This is a genomic window from Helicobacter enhydrae (assembly GCF_001693335.1).
GTDB lineage: Bacteria > Campylobacterota > Campylobacteria > Campylobacterales > Helicobacteraceae > Helicobacter_G > Helicobacter_G enhydrae.
The window spans coordinates 1,020,151-1,040,075 of sequence record NZ_CP016503.1; the positions used below are offsets into that span (position 1 = coordinate 1,020,151).

General features: G+C 38.6%; 20 protein-coding genes. 7 read left to right on the forward strand and 13 right to left on the reverse strand.

Annotation, left to right across the window (positions count from 1 at the left end):
- Positions 1-2: 2 nt before the first annotated feature.
- Entirely contained in the window at positions 3-959 is a 957-nt protein-coding gene (locus BBW65_RS04815; protein ID WP_066340486.1) for a KpsF/GutQ family sugar-phosphate isomerase, read from the forward strand.
- Positions 956-1,210, forward strand: coding sequence for a DUF2443 family protein (locus BBW65_RS04820; protein ID WP_083986078.1), 255 nt, complete (start codon positions 956-958; stop codon positions 1,208-1,210). The genes BBW65_RS04815 and BBW65_RS04820 overlap by 4 nt, the downstream gene beginning before the upstream one ends.
- Here BBW65_RS04820 and BBW65_RS04825 read toward each other — a convergent pair.
- The 13 genes from BBW65_RS04825 to ruvC form a co-directional block, all read right to left on the reverse strand.
- Entirely contained in the window at positions 1,196-1,783 is a 588-nt protein-coding gene (locus tag BBW65_RS04825) for an ABC-type transport auxiliary lipoprotein family protein (RefSeq protein ID WP_066340488.1), read from the reverse strand. The genes BBW65_RS04820 and BBW65_RS04825 overlap by 15 nt on opposite strands.
- On the reverse strand, positions 1,780-2,580 hold the full coding sequence (locus BBW65_RS04830) for an MlaD family protein (protein ID WP_066340490.1): 801 nt from the start codon (positions 2,578-2,580) through the stop codon (positions 1,780-1,782). Before BBW65_RS04830 ends, BBW65_RS04825 begins: the two co-directional genes overlap by 4 nt.
- An 11-nt stretch (positions 2,581-2,591) precedes the next feature.
- Positions 2,592-3,353, reverse strand: coding sequence for an ABC transporter ATP-binding protein (locus BBW65_RS04835; protein WP_066340492.1), 762 nt, complete (start codon positions 3,351-3,353; stop codon positions 2,592-2,594).
- Entirely contained in the window at positions 3,350-4,435 is a 1,086-nt protein-coding gene (locus tag BBW65_RS04840; protein WP_066340493.1) for an MlaE family ABC transporter permease, read from the reverse strand. The genes BBW65_RS04835 and BBW65_RS04840 overlap by 4 nt, the downstream gene beginning before the upstream one ends.
- Entirely contained in the window at positions 4,436-6,223 is a 1,788-nt protein-coding gene (gene glmS / locus BBW65_RS04845) for a glutamine--fructose-6-phosphate transaminase (isomerizing) (RefSeq protein ID WP_066340495.1), read from the reverse strand.
- A 140-nt stretch (positions 6,224-6,363) separates the two neighbouring features.
- Positions 6,364-9,099: an isoleucine--tRNA ligase gene (gene ileS / locus BBW65_RS04850; RefSeq protein WP_066340497.1), complete on the reverse strand. Its 2,736-nt coding sequence runs from the start codon at positions 9,097-9,099 to the stop codon at positions 6,364-6,366.
- A gap of 83 nt (positions 9,100-9,182) precedes the next feature.
- On the reverse strand, positions 9,183-9,722 hold the full coding sequence (locus BBW65_RS04855) for a hypothetical protein (protein ID WP_066340499.1): 540 nt from the start codon (positions 9,720-9,722) through the stop codon (positions 9,183-9,185).
- Position 9,723: 1 nt separating this feature from the next.
- Entirely contained in the window at positions 9,724-10,620 is an 897-nt protein-coding gene (msrP, locus tag BBW65_RS04860; protein WP_066340500.1) for a protein-methionine-sulfoxide reductase catalytic subunit MsrP, read from the reverse strand.
- Between the two features lie 59 nt (positions 10,621-10,679).
- Positions 10,680-11,306, reverse strand: coding sequence for a thiamine diphosphokinase (locus tag BBW65_RS04865; protein ID WP_066340503.1), 627 nt, complete (start codon positions 11,304-11,306; stop codon positions 10,680-10,682).
- The gene (gene pnuC, locus BBW65_RS04870; RefSeq protein ID WP_066340505.1) at positions 11,306-11,998 is read right to left on the reverse strand and encodes a nicotinamide riboside transporter PnuC; all 693 of its coding nucleotides are present in this window, start codon (positions 11,996-11,998) and stop codon (positions 11,306-11,308) included. The genes BBW65_RS04865 and pnuC overlap by 1 nt, the downstream gene beginning before the upstream one ends.
- Before the next feature lie 8 nt (positions 11,999-12,006).
- The gene (locus BBW65_RS04875; protein WP_066340508.1) at positions 12,007-12,768 is read right to left on the reverse strand and encodes an exodeoxyribonuclease III; all 762 of its coding nucleotides are present in this window, start codon (positions 12,766-12,768) and stop codon (positions 12,007-12,009) included.
- A gap of 25 nt (positions 12,769-12,793) precedes the next feature.
- Positions 12,794-13,429 (reverse strand): FAD-dependent thymidylate synthase, encoded by a 636-nt coding sequence (thyX, locus tag BBW65_RS04880; RefSeq protein WP_066340510.1) that lies wholly within the window; start codon positions 13,427-13,429, stop codon positions 12,794-12,796.
- A gap of 1 nt (position 13,430) precedes the next feature.
- On the reverse strand, positions 13,431-13,910 hold the full coding sequence (gene ruvC, locus BBW65_RS04885) for a crossover junction endodeoxyribonuclease RuvC (RefSeq protein WP_066340512.1): 480 nt from the start codon (positions 13,908-13,910) through the stop codon (positions 13,431-13,433).
- Positions 13,911-14,044: 134 nt separating this feature from the next.
- Here ruvC and dnaA point away from each other — a divergent pair, with 134 nt between their 5' ends.
- From dnaA to BBW65_RS04910, 5 genes are all read left to right on the forward strand, one after another.
- Entirely contained in the window at positions 14,045-15,352 is a 1,308-nt protein-coding gene (gene dnaA, locus BBW65_RS04890) for a chromosomal replication initiator protein DnaA (protein ID WP_066340516.1), read from the forward strand.
- A 138-nt stretch (positions 15,353-15,490) separates the two neighbouring features.
- Positions 15,491-16,561, forward strand: coding sequence for a DNA polymerase III subunit beta (gene dnaN / locus BBW65_RS04895; RefSeq protein WP_066340519.1), 1,071 nt, complete (start codon positions 15,491-15,493; stop codon positions 16,559-16,561).
- A 13-nt stretch (positions 16,562-16,574) separates the two neighbouring features.
- Complete coding sequence (gene gyrB / locus BBW65_RS04900; RefSeq protein ID WP_066340526.1) at positions 16,575-18,896, forward strand: DNA topoisomerase (ATP-hydrolyzing) subunit B; 2,322 nt, start codon at positions 16,575-16,577, stop codon at positions 18,894-18,896.
- Positions 18,897-18,937: 41 nt separating this feature from the next.
- Positions 18,938-19,594, forward strand: coding sequence for a glycerol-3-phosphate 1-O-acyltransferase PlsY (gene plsY / locus BBW65_RS04905; protein ID WP_066340528.1), 657 nt, complete (start codon positions 18,938-18,940; stop codon positions 19,592-19,594).
- Positions 19,594-19,923, forward strand: coding sequence for a dihydroneopterin aldolase (locus tag BBW65_RS04910; RefSeq protein ID WP_066340529.1), 330 nt, complete (start codon positions 19,594-19,596; stop codon positions 19,921-19,923). Before plsY ends, BBW65_RS04910 begins: the two co-directional genes overlap by 1 nt.
- The last annotated feature ends 2 nt before the right edge of the window (positions 19,924-19,925 follow it).

Here is a 19,925-nt window from a genome sequence, read left to right on the forward strand (position 1 = left end):
AAATGAAACAGATTGCACAAGAAGTTTTGCTCAATGAGGCACAGACCCTCATTGATTCAAGCCATACTTTGGATTTTGGGGAGTTTGAACGCATTGTTGAATGCATATTCAATACGCGTGGCAAACTCATTGTGATGGGTGTAGGCAAAAGTGGGCACATTGGTGCAAAAATTGCTGCCACACTAGCAAGCACGGGAACTCCTAGTTTTTTTATCCACCCCACAGAAGCTCTGCACGGGGATTTGGGGATGATCCAGCAAGAAGATTCAATCCTAGCCATTAGCTATAGTGGCGAGAGTGATGAACTCAAAGCCGTCCTCCCACACATCAAAAAAAGAGGGATCAAAATCATCACGATGAGCAAAGACAAACAAAGCTCTATCTCTCAAATGGGCGATTATTTTTTGAGTATCGCTATCAAGAGAGAGGCTTGTCCTCTCAATATCGCCCCCACAAGCTCTACAACGCTGACTTTGGCTCTTGGCGATGTGCTCTCTGCGTGTCTCATCAAAAAACGCAATTTCACGCACTTTGATTTTGCCTCATTCCATCCGGGTGGTAGCTTGGGCAAACGACTATTTGTCCAAGTCAAGGATTTGATGCAAACAACAAACCTCCCCCTCATTAGTCCGCAAACCTTGCTCCAAGACGCGATCATCACGATGAGCGAGGCACGACTAGGAAGTGCCATCATCGTAGAAAACGATCGAGTTTTGGGCATTTTGAGTGATGGCGATCTAAGAAGGGCAATGCTTAGAGAGGACTTTGAGCTAAAAAAAGAAGTGATGTTTTATGCCACCAACAACCCAAAGCTCTGCAATGATGCCAGTCTTTTGGCTTTTGATGCTCTCAAGCTAATGGAAAAACACAAAATACAATGCTTAATCATCACCGATGATATGCAAAAGATTCAAGGGGTGCTCCATTTGCACACTCTCATTACGGCAGGTATCCAATGAGAGTTGATCCGATTTTGCAACGGATTGATCAAATGACTCAAGAAATGGAAAATGCAAAGCTTGAGCTTCAGATCGCTCTAAATCTTGTAGGACTCAGTATGCAAGAATACATTATGATCAAAAGGGGTGCTCAAGATTTGCCAGAATCAGTGAGCTTATGGGCACTTGAGGAAGTCAATCAGCGTGCAGAACAACTCAAGCACCACCTTGATAGGCTCAATCGCCTCAAAAAAGAGTTATTTGTTTTTTAGATATTTTGATTCTATAGCATTCATCAAGCTCCCAATGACATCATCAAGGGCTTGAGAAAATGCCTCAATGATTTGATTGTTTTTGACTTTTACGCGTTTTTCGATCACATTGCTTTGTATGATTTGAAACTCATCGGCTCTAGAAAACTCATAAAACAAAGCCACCCACACTTCTTTGTTGTCTTTAGAAACCACTTCAAAGTTTAACAATTCTGCTTTAAGCAAATAATCATATTTCACTCCACCAAAAGGAGCCACCAAGGTTTTGACACAAGAGTGATTGAGGGTTTTGATCAGATTTTTTTTGATCAGGTTTTTGGGCAAATCCACCCATCCAAGATTGGGGAGACTTTTGACACTGCCATCTTGTTTTTTGGACAAAATCTCTGTTGTGTTATAAATTGGGGCTGATTGAATGTTTGCAATCGCAATGCTCACAGGTTTTTGACACTGCTTGTATTTGGATTGAGGTATGTCCAAATCATAGTATTCCACATAGGGCAAAGGGGTTTTGAGACTAAAGCACCCCGCCAATATCATCGATAAACCTGAAAAAATCAGAATCCTTTTCATTTTCCTGCCTCCTGCTTACTCTCGCGTTGTCCGAAAAAAGTCTCATAAGGATTTCTCTCCAAACGCTCAAGCAATGAATTTGCCTTGCCAAAGAAACGATCAACCTCGCTCAAACTCCCCTCTGCTTTCAAAATCAAAGGAGCCAAAATCGCACGCACATTGTAATCCCCTCTTTTGAGATTGCTATCAAAATGCTCGATGGCACGCATCATCACAATGCTCAAATCATCGATATTTTTACGCGTTGTTTCCAAATTGAGAGTGATTTGCTTGACTGCAGCAAGAAGCTCTTTGATGTCGCGTCCGCTCTCTTCATCAAGCATTGATTTGAAACCAGCCAACATTTCTTTGACATCTTCACTACTTTGCTCCACATTTTCAAAAATCCTCCCCATCAACCCCTGTCTGAAACACAAAACAGAGCCACTTGGCACCACTTCCCCATTGCCTTGAATCAAAGTCAAAAATGTCGAGCCTGCCAACCCTTGAGTGTCTGTGCTCAAACACGCCCCGCTTCGGATCTTGATACCTTTATCAATCCTAAACCTCAACTCAATTTTGCTCATATCATCAGGCTTGAAATCTACGCTATACACTTTGCCAATCGGTATGCCGTTGTAGCGAATCGGCGTATTCACCCCCACACCAGAAATCGCCTTTGAAGAATAAAGCACATATTTATCATATTCATCATCATCAAAGCTTGTGCCACCAATCCACAAAATAAAACCAATCATCAAAATCACAATGGCTAAAAACAAGCCACCGATATACACAAAATTCACATTTCTTTCCACATAATTCTCCGTTAATTAGAATCATTGCTCCAGATTCTTGTGCCTCTTTGGCACAAAAACAATTCCCCAACATTGCTTGAGTGCGTCATATTTTGCAAAGCACCATCAAAAACAATATGCTGTTTTTCCAACACAATAAAACGATCTAGGCAATCTTTGATCGAATCAAGATCGTGTGTCACCATTACAATAGTAATCCCTAGTATCTCCCTAAGCTTCAAAATCAAGGCATCAAATTTCTCACTACTTGCAGGATCCAATCCACTTGTTGGCTCATCCAAAAACAAAATATCAGGACTCAAAGACAAAGCCCTAGCAAGGGCAACGCGTTTTTTCATTCCACCACTCAACTCATAAGGATAGAGCGTATAGACTTTGGGAGATAGCCCCACAAGAGAGAGCCACATTTTGGAATTTTCATCAATCATTTTTTGAGGATATGAGGAATACTCTTTGAGCAAAACGCCTACATTTTCTAGCACACTCATCGAGCTAAAAAGTGCTCCAAACTGAAACAAGACTCCACAGCGTCTCAAAATCTTTTCTCTTTGCAAGATTTTTGCAAACACAACATCCTCTCCAAAAAGCAAAATCTCGCCACTGACCACAGGATTGAGACACAAAATACTTCTAAGCAGAGTGCTTTTGCCACTCCCACTCCCACCCAAAATCCCAAAAATCTCCCCCTTTTGCACCTCAAAACTAATATCATTGTGGATAATGTCTTGCTGATAGGCAGTGATTAGATTCTTGACCTCAAGCACACCACTCATACATCAAACCTTGTAAAAATCACAGAAAACAACGCATTGAGTGCAATAATCCAAAACAACGCATTGACCACACTAATCGTCGTATAGTTGCCCACAGATTGCGTATCTCCGCGAATCTCAAAACCTCGATAGCACCCGACAATCGCGATAGCAGCACCAAAAAATGGGGCTTTGATCACGCCAATCCACATGTGCATCATCCCCACATTCTCATAAAAACGCTCGACATATTGCGAAAAAGTAATGCCCGTTTGCCACATAATCACCAAGGCACTTGCAAAAAGTGAAGCAAAATCTGCCACAAAAACAAGCAAAGGCATCCCAATAATAAGAGCCAAAAAGCGAGGCAAAACGATGAATCTAAACCAATCAAAACCCATTGTTTTCATCGCATCAAGCTCTTCGGTGATTCGCATCACTCCAATCTGAGCGGTATAGCTTGAAGCACTGCGTCCAGCAATCACTAGTGCCAAAATAAATGGACCCATCTCACGCAATGCAAGTTTTGCCATCGTTTCAACACTCACAATCCCAGCCCCCATTTTTTGCAACTGCAACACTCCTTGCACACTAATAGCTGCACTGACAATGAAACAAGTGCTCAAGCCAATGGGCAATGCACGAAATGCAGAATGATTGAGATGGTATAGCAATGCCCTAAAACGCAACAAAGATGGGTGCAACAATGTCATCAGCAAACTAGACACCAGATTGCCAAAAAAATCCAAAAAATTAAGGAAGCCATCAAAAGTCGCATAGACTTTTTTGCCAATCTCTGTGACTAGATTTGATTTGGCAACCCCTGTTTGTTGCGTCAAATTTGCCTTTTGAGAAGTCGCCAATGCAAACATCTCTAGAAACTCCTCTTGAGCATTCACCACCTCATAGGGCAGTTGCATTTCTTGAAAAAACGAATCCAAATACACCACAAAAGAAAAATCCATCTTTTCAATCTTGGCACAATCAAGCAACACCTGCTCGTATTGTTCAAAGTCTTTTTGATTCAAAGGAGTGAAGGTATCATAATCACAAACACCCTCGAAGTGCAAAGTCATCACTTTGGCACAAACAGAAGTCCTCATTTATTCTACCGTCACGCTTTTTGCGAGATTTCTAGGCATATCCACATCATTACCCAAACGCACTGCAACTTCAAGTGCAAAAAGTTGCAATACAACCATCATAGAAAAAAATTCCTCCATATAATGCTTACACGGATTGATATAAATCATATCATCTGCCCCCTCAAACTCCACAGCACTCACTGCACAAATCGTAGCATCTCTTGCACTCAACTCCTCTGCATTGCTTTTGATTTTCTCATACAGCAAATGTTGAGGCATCAAAGCCACTGTAAAAAGCTCAGAATCAGCTAGAGCAATAGGTCCGTGCTTCATTTCGCCACTAGGATACCCTTCTGCGTGTAGATAACTAATTTCCTTGAGTTTGAGTGCAGATTCTAAAGCTAGAGGATAAAACACATCACGACCTATGAAAAAGAATCCATGTCCGTGCAAATAACGCTTGGAGATTCTACGAATTTTGTCGTGAATCTTTGGACATACTTCTGTCTTTTTTGCACTTGAAATCATTGTTTCTATGTATTTTTGGACTTCATTATCGCTGAGCGTATGACGCAATTTCCCCAGATAGCAACTCATCATCCAAAGCACCATCACCTGCGTTGCAAAAGCCTTGGTAGAAGCAACGCCTTTTTCGATCCCAGCACGCGTGAGCAATACCTCATCACACTCACGCACAATCGAGCTATTATCGACATTGCAAATCGCCAAAGTCTTGCTACCAAACGATTTGGCAAATTTGATGGCTTCCAAAGTGTCAAGGGTTTCTCCACTTTGTGAAATTGCGACAAACAACGCATCACTTGCAATCATCGGTGAGGCATAGCGAAATTCACTTGCAATCACAACGCTTGTCTTGATTTTGGCATAACGTTCCAACAGATATTTCCCAACCATTGCGGCGTGATAGCTCGTCCCACACGCACACAAAACAATCTCTTGGACAGATTGAAAAAAGCTAGAATCAATATCATCAAGAGCGATAGATCCACCATTTGCACGCCCCATCATACATTCAAGCAAAACACTGCTTTGCTCATAAATTTCTTTTTCCATAAAATAACGGAAGCCCTCTTTTTGTGCATAGCTTTTGTCTTGATCTAGTTTTTGCAATGGCACAAGAGCCCCGAAGTTGCTCTCATCGATATACCCCACACTGCCGTCATTGAGATAACAAACCTCATCAGCATAGCCAATCAAAGGAGCATCAGAACTTGCAAAATACACGCCATTTTGCCCTCGTCCGATAATGAGAGGCGATGAGTTTTTGGCATAGAAAATACGATTGGGGGATTTTTTGGTGATTAGCAAAATCGCATAAGCCCCCCTAAGTTCAGCGATGGTGCTCTCAAATGCTTCAAATACCTCAAGCCCCTCTTTAAGCTTCTCTTCAAACAGATGGACAATCACCTCTGTGTCTGTTTGGGAGATGAAACGATGCCCCTTTTTCTCCAACTCTTCGCGGATTTGCTTGTGATTTTCGATGATTCCATTATGAATCACACTGCTAAAATCAGCGATATGAGGATGTGCATTGGCTTCTGTAGGTTTTCCGTGTGTTGCCCATCGCGTATGCCCAATCGCAACTCCAAAACCACTCGAAGTAAAATCTTTGCATTTATTCACGAGATTTTCAAGTCTTCCTACGGCTTTGAATACGCTCAACTCGCCATCTGTCAATACAGACATCCCTGCACTATCATATCCGCGATATTCCAATTCCTTCAAACCATTGAAAACAAAATCTTTTTTTTCTGCATTGCCGATATAACCTACGATTCCGCACATAGCCACACCTTCACTTGTTTTGGGATATTTTATCCAAATTATAAAAAGAATGCTCCAACATTAAAGCAATAAACAAAGATTCCATTAAGAAATTAAATTGACTTGGCACAACTCTGCAAAATGCCTATGATCATAGGCACTCAATGAGAAACGATCTCATTGCATCTTTTGCACAATGTTTCTTCATCAAGAGAGAGATATTGCCAACAACGAGGACATTTGGAAGCATTGACGCGATATAGCTCAAAACTTTTGCCACAAGCCTCAAAGCCTCCGAGTTTTTCACCATTTCCTACTTGTGCCACACTTGAAACAATCAACCATTGTGCCATCTCTGCAAAATCATATTCTCCCACCACTTCAATCTCAAGAGAATTCTTGATCTTGCCCTCTTTTTTGAGATGATCCAAAGCCACCTCAAAAGCATTTTTGATTTCTAGCAATTCTTGGAAATTTGCCTTGTTCTCACCAGCAAATCGATGACTAGGACGCTTGAGGTCAAAAACACTCTCCACCTTGCCCCCATCAGTGATCGCTCCACTTGCATATCTGATTGCCTCATCAGCCGTATAGGTCAGAATCGGTGCGATACAGGCTAACAATTCTTGTGCGATATAACTCATCACAGCAAGTTTTGCCTTGCGTCCCTCATTTTCAACACTATCACAATACAGACTATCTTTGCAAAGCTCCAAATAGATTCCACTTAGCTCATTGGTCAAAAAATTCTGCAAAACTCCAAGTCCTCTGACAAAATCAAACTCTTCAAAATCTGCCCAAATAGCATCAAAAGTTTTGCGTGCAACTTGATAAATCCACAAATCAATCTCAAAAAGTTTGGTGCCATAATCAAGGTTTTCACATTCCCCAACATTTGCAAGCAAAAAGCGTAGAGTGTTGCGAATCTTGCGATAAGTTTCTCCAACTTGAGCCAAAATCGCCTCAGAAGTTCTGATGTCATTTTGGTAATCACTACTTGCCACCCAAAGCCTCACGATCTCGCTTCCAAACTTTTTGAGCAATGCTTCTGGTGCCACCACATTGCCCAAACTTTTGCTCTGTTTTCTACCTTTTTCATCGACGCAAAACCCGTGTGTCAAGACCTTTTTGAATGGTGCTTTGTGATTAATCGCACAAGAGAGCAACAAAGAGCTTTGGAACCACCCACGATGCTGATCGCTCCCCTCCAAATACAAATCTGCCGGATAATTCCCTGCATTATATTCATCACTCTCTAGCACCGCTCTCCAAGTGCTTCCACTATCAAACCAGACATCTAAAATGTCCAAACTTTTTTCAAATTCATCAGCCCTTGCTTGATAAGTCGTTGGCAACAACTCTGCATTGCTCTTACTCCACCACGCATCACACCCCTCTTTGGCAAAAATATTCTCAATATGTCGCAACACTTCATCATCCAAAAGCACCTCTCCACTTGTTTTATGGATGAAAAATGCGATTGGCACACCCCAATCCCTTTGACGCGAAATACACCAATCTGGACGCCCTTCAATCATAGATCTTAGACGATTCTCTCCGCTTGTAGGATAAAACTTGATGTTTTGGATTTCCTCCAAAGCAACTTCCCTCAATGTTTTGCCTTCGAAATAAGGCTCATCCATCAAAATAAACCACTGCGTTGTTGCCCTAAAGATAACAGGTTTGTGTGTCCTCCAACAATGTGGATAAGAATGGCGGATTTGTTGATGTTTCAATAGCGAATCTCCCAACAGAGCTATAACATCGTTTTGGGCTTCAAAAATATTGCGTCCCAAAAATTCTTTGGGCAAAAGAGACAAGCTGATAATCAAATCATTATAACAACCCTTCTCATCAACTGGCACAAGTGTAGGAAGTCCATATTTCAACCCCACACGATAGTCCTCCTCGCCGTGTCCTGTCGCAGTATGCACGCAACCCGTGCCATCTTCTGTGCTTACATGATCTCCCAAAATAATCAAACTTTCACAACCATTCAATGGATTTGTCGCAATCAGTCCTTCCAAATCACTAGAATTTAATTCAGCAAGGATCTCTCCACTCAAAACCCCTGATTCTTCCAAAGAAGCTAGAAGCTCTTTGGCAACAAGATAGCCTTGAGCATTGAGGACATATAGAGTGTTAGGCTTCAAAGCAATGGCAACATTGGCAGGCAAAGTCCAAGGTGTCGTCGTCCAAATCACCAATGCGATTTTTGAGAGATTGAGTTTCTTTTTTGATTCAGCATTCAATTCAAAAGCAACAAATACAGAATCACTTGTTTTTTCTTCATACTCTACTTCTGCCTCTGCCAACGCACTCTCTGCTGCCCAACTCCAATAGATAGGCTTGTAGCGTTGTGCCAAAAGCTTATTTTTGGCAACCTCGCACAATGCTTTGTAAATCTCTGTTTCAAATGCAAAATCCATTGTTTTGTAAGGGCGTTTAAAATCCCCTAAAACCCCCAAAGCCTGAAACTCTTGTGATTGTATTCCTACAAACTCCTCTGCCCATTGACGACACATTTTGCGAAATTCAGGCTTAGGCAAAGTGTCTTTTTTGGCTTTTGTGATTTTTTTCTCTACCTGCTGTTCAATTGGCAAGCCGTGGCAATCCCAACCCGGTGTATAAAACGGAAGTTTGCCTTGGAAATAATTGACCTTTATGATCATATCTTTGAGGATTTTATTGACGGCGTGTCCGATATGCAAATGTCCATTTGCATAAGGGGGACCATCATGCAGTGTAAATCCTTCACACTCTTGTCTTTTTTGTTGCATCAAGGCGAAGCAATTTTCTTCTTGCCATTTTTGATAAACCAGAGGTTCATTAACGGGGAGATTGCCTCTCATTGGGAAATCTGTCTTGGGGAGTTTCATCGTATCTTTGTAATCCATCTCTACATTTCCTATCTCATAATTTGATGATTTCATTGCATCTAAGTCACAAGATTCTATCAAAACTCAAATAAAATTACTATTTATCGCTCAATGCGTCTGGATTTGTTGATTTTCTGAAATATTTTATAAACCAAAACACAAACAACAATGCTACCCACAACGATATGCGATGTTTTCACGACTTTTTGAATCGCAATAATATGCAAAAAACCAAAAAACACACAAAGCATCACAACAAAAACCAATGATGGATAAAACTTCCCTGCAAAAGAAAAGCCTCCCAAAATGACAAAACCAATCAAACAAATCAACCCAAAATAAAGATAATATTTTTGGCTCAACTCTTCAAGCATTCCTACAAAATCAAAATAAAAATCAAAATACACAAATACACTCAAGTGCAAAATCGCAAACACCAAAGCAATCAATCCCCAAAAGCGACCATTAGGCAAAATCAACCCACCCAACAAACACGCAAAACTCAACCAACCGCTCCAAAAATACAAGGGTTTCAGTGGATCTACATAATCAAAAATCCATTTTTGCTCTACCGCATAAGCCAAACCAAATACGAGCCAAAAACACAAAAAGACCCATAGATTTGTCGCGATTTTATACATCTCAATATAACTCTTTGGGATTCATTCCCTCATACAAATGTCCAACTTCATCTGCATATCCATTGAGATAGAGGGTTTTTTGTCTGCCTCTCTCTCCGATGACGCGTTCATAAGCTTGTGACCATCGTGGATGAGGTAAGTTCGGATTGACATTGGCATAAAAGCCATATTCTCTAGAATTTTGTTTCTCCCAAGTTGAGATGGGACGCTCACTGACAAGTTCGATTTTGGCGATTGATTTAATCCATTTAAATCCATATTTCCAAGGCACAACCAAGCGAATCGGTGCTCCATTTTGAGGCAGAAGTCTTTTGCCATACATTCCCACAGCCAAAATACTCAAAGGGTGGTTTGCCTCATCAAGCCTTAAGCCCTCAACATAAGGAAAATCTATAGAAGCAAAAAAAGAATTTTGAGCGGGAAATTGTTTGGGATCATAAAGAGTGGTGAATTTTACATATTTTGCTTTTTGTGTGGGTTGGACCATCGCTAACAACTCTCGCAATTCAAACCCAATCCAAGGAATAGTCATACTCCAAGCCTCAACGCATCTTAGGCGATAAACCCTCTCTTGAAGTTTGACTTTGCCTAGCAAATCTTGTAGTTCGATATGCAAAGGCTTCTTGACTTCGCCAGTGATACTCAATGTCCAAGGTTTGGGGTTAAAACTCTTTGCATTTTTCTTTGGATCGCTTTTGCCAAAGCCAAATTCATAAAAATTATTATAACTTGTCGCATCTTGTTCGCTTGTAAGCTTCATATCCACATTTTGTGGCAAATAATTAAGTGGTGGAAGCACTTCTGCTAACAATGATTCTAACAATAATGGACTCACTAGTGTCCCAACTCCAAGCTTCATAAACTTGCGTCGCTGATGAAATAAAAATTCAGGTGTCATTTTTAAGCCTTTGATTTAAATCTCACTAGATTAACCTAAAAACTACACAAAAAAGAAACTCACTCCAAAATATCTTGATGTTTTTGATAAACAATCACACCTGTTGGTGCATCAGCTTCCAAAGCAAAGCTATTCTGACTTGCCTCATTGAGTGATCCCATAAACAAATGAGACAAACAAAGACGCTTTAGAGGATATTTCAAGCCTCTTGAGCTCAGTGGCATAGTGGGCGTGAGAGAAAAAAGTGAAATTTGCTGACCAATGGAGGTGGGGATTTCAAACGGCGTAAAATAGATGCCAAAGATTCCAAAATCGCTTTTGATTTTTATGTTTTTGCAATACTGATAATAATGCTGCAATAAAAAAATATTGGCGATACTATGATCCTCGCGTTTGCCCGTAGCACCCAAAATAACAAACTCATCTCCCCCCTGTTGCAACCCATAAAAAAAAGCCTTGGACAAGTCATTGCTCTCTTGCTCTTGAATGTGAATCGTTGGATATTGATGTTTGAGTGCAGGAGGAATGCTATCTAGATCCCCCACCACCACATCTGGACTAATCTCAAGTTGATGTAAATGTCTCACTGCCCCATCACAAGCAATCAAAAAGGGAGCATTTTGCAATTCCCAAAGCAGCTCTTTGCGTTTGGGGAACTCTCCATTAGCCAAAATTACGATTTTCATCAAATGTTTGTCTCTTGATTTTTGGATTCTTGATACCAACGACGCCAATAATAAATCCCTATGAGCAAAAACACAATCATATTGAGTAATTGTGCGATGTTTTCTTGGTGGATTTGTGTGATTTGAGCCCATATAATGATAGCGATGAGATTTGCAAAAGTGACAAGCATATAACTTTGCACATAGCGTCTGACTTGCAGATAAAACGCTACAAGTTGCAACACCACGCTCAAAGCATTGAAGTAAGCAAAAGAAGCATTGATTGAATCCAAAAATATTGCATACACGACACTCAAAACCCCTATCAGCAAAATCCAAAATCCCAATGCAACAGAACTCAAATTTCTAATAATGATTTTGTGATTGAGGGTGTTTTGTGGTTTGCACCAAGCAAAAACCCCAACAATATTGATAGGTAAATAGAAAAGATTGAGCATCACATCGCCATAAAGCCTTGCCTCAAATGCAAGATAGGCATACAACACACAATAAAGTATCCCAAAAAGGAAACACACAACTTTGCCTTCACCAGCAAAAAACGCATACCAAATGCCCAAAAGTGCCACAAATAGCTCTATCCCCCAAGATCCACCCCAAACACTCAAAAATCCAACCAACACAGACACGCTTAACAAGCTAACAACAAAATAGCGAGGTAGATTCAAAAACTGATGAGACAAAAGTTTAAACATTTTGACTCTTAAATACCATCAAAAATTTCTAGTTCTACAGGGCAATGATCACTCCCAAAAACATTTGGGTGGATTTTGGCTTCTTTGATTTGCCCACCAAGAATCTGCGAACAAAGAAAATAATCAATCCGCCAACCCGTATTGTTTTCTCTTGCTTTTCCCATATAACTCCACCAAGAATACGCCCCCTCCAAACTCGGATACAAGAATCTAAAAGTATCGATAAACCCACTTTCCAACAAAAGACTCATTTTTTCGCGTTCTTCATCGGTAAAACCTGCATTTCTACGATTAGTCTTTGGATTTTTCAAATCAATTTCTTGATGTGCGACATTGAGATCTCCACAAACAATCACGGACTTTTTTGATTCCAAATTTTTCAGAAAACTTCTAAAATCCTCTTCCCACTCCATACGATATTCAAGCCTTGTAAGCTCTCTTTGAGAATTGGGGGTATAAACATTCACCAAATAAAATCCCTCATATTCTGCACAAATGATACGCCCCTCATTATCGTGATGTGAGATACCCATTCCATAGCTTACAGACAGAGGCTGTGTTTTGCTCAAAACAACGACACCAGAGTATCCCTTTTTCTGTGCACAATTCCAATATTCAAAATACCCATCAAATTGAAAATTTGCCTGATCTTGTTGCATTTTGCTCTCTTGAATGCAGAAAATATCTGCATCAATTTCTTGGAAAAAATCCATAAAACCTTTGTTCATACAAGCTCTCAAACCATTGACATTCCACGATATTAATCTCATTTAAACTCCAAATCTCATTAATGTATTATTGAATTTCATCTTGAGGGATACAACTCTCATACAAAAAACGATGAGAATGTGGCAAAGCTTCATATAGAGACAATGCCAATTTTCTAATCTCCCAAAGTGCAGATGAACTACTTCTCAATGTAAGAAAATTCTGCAAACTTCTTGCATTCACACTCCACGCCAAAGCTGTTTTGTAAGATTCAGGCATTGCATATTTTGCCAAATCATTGGAGATACCCTCAAGCAAAAGAGATTGCAAATGTTTTAAAGCCTCAATTGAAGCACGATCTACTTTTTCATTTCCACTCATTACAAGATATTTACAAGCATTTTCTTCTAGTTTTTTTTCACTTTTTAATTCTTTGAGAGTGTATCTAGATGATTTGACAGAGAGCGAAGCGTGGCGATGTCTTGCCAACTCTTGCAAACAAGCTCTAGAGATTCCCTCAATAGCAAAGTTATAATGCAAATGCTCTGCCACGCTCCCGTGTTTGTGTTTGTTCAAAATCCGATCCAAAAATCCTTGATCAACTTCCACAATTTCATCTGTAGGCGATAGATAACACCCCCCCTTATCCTGACTTTGCCAACAAGTGCGTCCAGCTTGGACACATAATGACAAGGGCGTATGATAAAGTAATTGAACTTGCATATTAAACTCCTTTAAATTTTAATCGTTGGATATGTGTGATTCCAACAGCAATCGCATCTGTAATATCCAAAGGTTTGATTTCTTGTGAAATCCCCAAAAGTTTTCTAACCATAAAAGCAACTTGAATCTTATCTGCCTTTGCTTTGCCTGTGAGGGCTTTTTTGACTTGCAAAGGAGTGTATTCATAAAAATTCCCAATCTCTTGGAGAATTTTAAGACTGATTGCTCCACGAAATTGAGCTAGTTTAATCACACTTTGAGGATTATAAGCATAGAAAATATCTTCGATTGCAACCTCATTGATACTATGTTGTTTCAAAACCAAATCAATCCCCTCAACAAACTCCAAAATCTGATATTGTAATTGCCTTTCTTTGATTTTAATCAATCCTGCTTCAACTAAACGCATTTTTTGGTTTTCAAAATTTAAAATTGCATAACCACAATTCCGACTTCCGGGATCAATTCCTAAAATATTCACATTTAAGCCCTAACTATCAAACAGCGATGAAATAACACATTTATCATAATTTTACACAAAATGTGTTTTATAATTCACATAACTTTCACATCCATTGATAGGTTAATGTGAATAATCATTTAAGGTTTTTTGTAATGGATAATATTTTAGAAAGATTTAAAGAAGAAATCACAAATTATGAATACAAAACTTATATTTCCAAAATGAAATATGACGCTGATGATTCAAAAGCCAATCACATCATTTTCAATGTGCCAAATATTTTTCTTGCAAATTGGATCAAAGCGACTTATCAAGAACGCCTTCAAAGCTTTTTTGAGCAACATATTCATCATAAATTCAAAATCGAAATCCGCGTTCAAAAAAAAATCACAAAGCTTTCAAATCAAACCCAAAAAATCCAAAAAAAAATCATCACAAAAACCTTACTCAATCCTGCCTATATTTTTGATTTATTCATCGTGGGTGATTCCAATAAACTCGCTTTTGAAGTCGCACGCATTGTCGCACAAACTCAAGCAAAACAATACAACCCAATGCTTATACACGGCAATACTGGAGTTGGCAAAACACATCTACTCAATGCGATAGGAAATGAAGCCACCAAAAATGGAAAGGTCGTGATTTATGTCACTGCAGAACAATTTTTGAATGACTATCTCACAAGAATCAACAACAACACGATGGATCGTTTCCGTGAAAAATATAGGAATTGTGATTATCTCCTCATCGATGATGTCCAATTTTTCGGAGGAAAAGAAAAAATCCAAGAAGAGTTTTTTCACACCTTCAATGAACTCCACAACAATCAAAAACAAATCGTGATGACAAGCGATAAATCTCCAGAAAAAATCAATGGATTAGAAGAGAGATTGAAAAGTCGCTTTGGATGGGGGTTTTGCACAAACATTTTCCCTCCAGAGATTGAAACAAAGATTCTCATCATACGCCAAAAATGCAATACCAATAACTACAAAATCGATGATGAAATCATTCAACTCATTGCCTCAAACACCAATGACACAAGGCAGATTGAAGGAATCTTGCTCAAACTCAATACCCAATCCCTCATACTAGGGCAAGAAATCACGACAAAAATGGCTAACAATGTCATCAAAGAAACATTTGAAAGAAGCAACGAAGACATCACGCTTGAAAAAATCATCAAAACCACAGCTCTGACTTTGAATATCAAACCATCAGACATCAAGTCAAAATCTCGCACCAAAGTCGTAGCCAACGCTAGACGCTATGTGATTTATTTGGCAAGAAGTCTGACACTCAATTCAATGCCCGTTTTAGCCAAAGAACTCAATATGAAAGATCATAGTGCAATCTCAAAAGCCTACAAAAAAATCGAAGAAGAAATCAATACCAACTTAATGACAAAAGCAACAATAGAAGAAATTAAAATGAAAATTCTAGAGGAAGATAAAAAATAAATGTGAATTAATGTGATAAAATGATCGATATTTTTCACACTAAAAAGTTAGAGTAGATAGGGCTTTGAGATATTTTTTCAACATTTCACTTACCACTACTAAGACTACTAAAATTTCAATAAATTACAGGAGGATATAATGAAGATCTCACTTTTCAAAGGCACACTTGAAATTGTTCTCAACAATTTCCAATCTTTTTTGGATAAAAAAGACCAATCCCAAATCACCTCTCATATTTTCTTACAAGCTTCAGAAAACACTCTCCTCTTAAGAGCAACTGATTATGAGCTTGGTATCCAATCCAAAATCGAAGTCAATATCTTAGAAGAAGGTATAGGAACAGTCAATGGTAAGCAATTTTTAGACATTGTCAAACAACTCAAAGACAATGAAGAAATCACACTACAAACTGATGAAAATTATTGCTTACATATCAAACAAAAAGGAACAGCTTATAAGCTTCAAATGTATAACGCTGAAGAATTCCCAAAATTCCCTCAATATAGCCAAGATAAAAAAATCGATATTTCTGCATCACAATTTATCGATTCCATCAAAAAAATCACTCCAGCAGTTAGCACAAACAATCCCAAAATCGAGCTAAATGGTGCTTTTCTTGACATCAAAGAATATTCAATCAATCTTGTTGCGACAGATACAAAGCGTCTTGCTCTTGTCAAAAACGAAACCCAATCTATCCACACTTTATCTATCATTATCCCCAAGCGTGCATTAGGAGAGATCACCAAACTTTTCTCTGATCACTTAGAAATTTTCTACAACGAAAATCAACTCATTATCCAAACAGGAAACTACACTTTTTTCACAAAGCTAACAAATGGAAAATTCCCAGATTATGAAAGAATCATTCCAAACAATTTCAATTTCAACTTTGAACTCAACAGAGCCGATGTGATTGATTCTCTCAAAGCAATTTATTCAATTTCAGACAAAGTAAAATCAGTTTTTAACAAAGGAGAGATTTTGTTTGAAGGCTTAGAAATCGAAAAAGGGGAAGCAAAAACCAAAATCAATGCTGAAATAGATCCAAGCGAAGAAGTGATTTTGAATTTCAATGCTAGAAATTTGTTGGATTTTCTATCCCAAATCCAATCACAAACCTTTACACTTCACATCAATGATGTGAAATCAGCATTTATGGTCAAAAGCGAGAGCTTTTCAACCATTATTATGCCTGTAGTTGTATAAATTGGGAGTGCAAATGTCAGAAATCAAAGATTATAGTGCAGGGAATATCAAAGTTTTAAAAGGACTTGAGGCTGTTAGAAAGCGTCCTGGAATGTATATTGGAGATACCAATATCAATGGTCTGCATCATATGGTTTATGAAGTGGTGGATAACTCCATCGATGAGGCAATGGCAGGGCATTGTAATAAAATCTCAATCCGTTTGACACATGAAGGAAGTGCGATTATTGAGGATAATGGACGAGGGATTCCTGTTGATATTCATCCTACAGAAAACATTCCTGCAGCCACTGTGGTTTTGACTGTATTGCACGCAGGTGGAAAATTTGACAAAGACACTTACAAAGTCAGTGGGGGATTGCACGGGGTAGGGGTGAGTGTGGTCAATGCTCTTTCTTCTCATTTGATTATGACAATCAAAAAAAATGGAAATATCTATCGCCAAGAATTCAAAAAAGGGATTCCCACTACAGATTTAGAAATCATTGGCTCCACAAAAGAACACGGAACAACAATCGAATTTTTCCCAGATGGGGAAGTGATGGAAGTTTTGGAATTTGATTGTGAGATTCTCATCAAACGCTTCAAAGAGATGGCTTATCTCAATCGCAATATCACGATTGATTTTGTAGATGAAAAAACCGGCAAACGCGAAAAATACCATTTTGAAGGTGGATTGACTCAGTTTGTCCAAGATGTCAATAAAAAACCTCTGATCTCTGAGATCATCAGTTTTGAAGTCAGCGAAGACGATTTGGAAGCTGAAATCGCATTGGCTTATAATGATGGCTATGATGAAAAGGTTTTGAGTTTTGTCAATAACATTAGAACGCCTGATGGTGGGACACATGAAGCAGGGTTTAGAGCAGGACTTAGTCGAGCAATCATCAACTATATCGAAGCTAATGCCAATGCAAGAGAAAAAGATGCAAAAGTCACTGGTGATGATGTGCGTGAGGGACTTGTAGCAATTATTTCTACAAAAGTGATGGAACCTCAATTTGAAGGGCAAACCAAAGGAAAATTGGGAAGCTCTTTTGTCAAACCTATCATCCAAAAACTTGCTTATGAAAAACTCACTAAATTTTTTGAAGAAAACCCTATCCAAGCCAAAGCGATTATGCAAAAAGCTCTTCTTGCTGCACGGGGAAGAGAAGCAGCCAAAAGAGCAAGAGATCTCACACGCAAAAAAGAAAATCTCTCTGTTGGCACATTACCGGGGAAACTCGCAGATTGTCAGAGCAAAGACCCAAGTGAATCAGAACTTTATCTAGTGGAGGGAGATAGTGCAGGGGGAAGTGCAAAACAAGGCAGAGATCGAGTGTATCAAGCAATTTTACCTTTGAGAGGAAAAATCCTCAATGTTGAAAAATCACGCTTAGATAAAATCCTCAAATCCGAAGAAATCAAAAATATGATTACAGCTTTTGGTTGTGGAATCGGTGAAGAGTTCAATTTGGAGCGTTTGAGATACCACAAAATCATCATAATGACAGATGCCGATGTTGATGGCTCACACATTCAAACCCTTCTAATGACATTTTTCTACCGCTATTTGCGTCCTTTGATTGAAAATGGATATATCTATATTGCCCAACCCCCTCTATATCGTTTCAAAAAAGGAAAAAAAGAGATTTATCTCAAAGACGAAAAAGCATTGAGCGAATATTTGATTGAAAATGGGATCGAAAATTTTGTCTTTGAGGGGATTGGCACACAAGAATTGCTTGAGATTCTCAAATACATTTCTGCTTATCGTAGTGTTTTAAAAGAGCTTGAGAAGCGTTATTCAATGATTGAAGTGGTGAGATTTTTGATTGAAAATCGTGATTATATTGGGCTTGATTTCCAAAATATGAGTGTAAAAATCAAAGAGTTTTTACAAGGCATTGATTGCAATATCTTGAATGAAGTGGTGGAAGAAGAAAAAATTTTGTTTTATATCCAAACAAAAACAGGACTTGTAGAGCTTAACCTTGATGATACACTTTTCACAGACCCTTATTTTGAAGAGGCTTGTTATATCTACAACAAAATCCAAGAATATGATTTGAAGTTTTTGTTGGAAAAAGATTTGTTAGATTTGCTTTTAGAAATCGAAGAGAGTGCCAAAAAGGGTGCTGATATTCAGCGTTACAAAGGTTTGGGTGAGATGAATCCAGAGCAACTTTGGGAGACGACAATGACTCCCCAAAACCGCACTCTTCTGCGTGTGAAACTTGAAGACATCGAATCTGCAGATGGTATTTTCACTCTTTTTATGGGCGATGAAGTGGAGCCAAGGAGAGCATATATCCAAGAAAATGCCAAAAATGTGAAGCATTTGGATATTTAAATATCTTTGGCTTAGATATGAAGTAAAGCTCAGGAGAATTTATGTTAGAAATTTTAAGCAATACCAATGTGATTTTTTATCTATTGGCTTATTTTATAGGGGCGATTCCATTTGGGTTATTGATTTGCAAAGTTTTTTATCACATCAATTTGAGAGAAATTGGATCAGGAAGTATCGGAGCGACCAATGTCTATCGTGCTATCAAAGAAGTAGATCCTACAAATGCCAAAAAATATTCGATTTTAACAATTTTGCTTGATTCTTTCAAAGGTTTGTTTGTCGTGGCTTTGGCGAAATTCTATGGCTTGAGTTATGAAACTCAATGGAGTATCGCAGTTTTATCAATTTTGGGGCATTGCTATAGCCCTTATCTCAATTTCACAGGTGGCAAGGGGGTTGCTACAGCGATTGGTTCGATTTTTTTACTCATACCGATAGAGGGCTTGTTGGGTTTGATAGTGTGGTTTGTCGTGGGCAAGATTTTTAAAATCTCTTCACTTTCCTCATTGCTTGGAGTTTTGAGTGGGATAGTTTTTAGTTTCATTGTGCCTTATTGTTTTGATTTGCCTCAAAACATTGATATTTTGAAACAAATCGGCTCTCATTCTCCTGTTATTATTATTGGAATTTTGATTCTTTATACCCACATTCCCAATATCATACGACTTATAAAAAAAGAGGAAAAACAAATTTTTTGATGCAAATCATCATTGAAAATCTTGAGCTTGAAGTCATTATCGGGGTTTTGCCATTTGAGAGAGAAAAACCCCAAAAAATCCTCCTAAGTGCAGAATTATTTTATTCTTATGCAGGGGTATATTTAGACTATAGGCAAGTGATAGAGTGTTTGACTGAAAATCTACAGACACAAAAGTATGAGATTTTGGAAGATGCTTTGCAAGATTTGGCTAGAAAATTACATAGGGCTTTTCCTCAATTCTACAAAATGATACTTTTGATTCAAAAGCCTGATATTTTTGCAAATTGTAGTATCGGAGTGAGAGAAGTTTTTGATTTTAAGGATTAAAA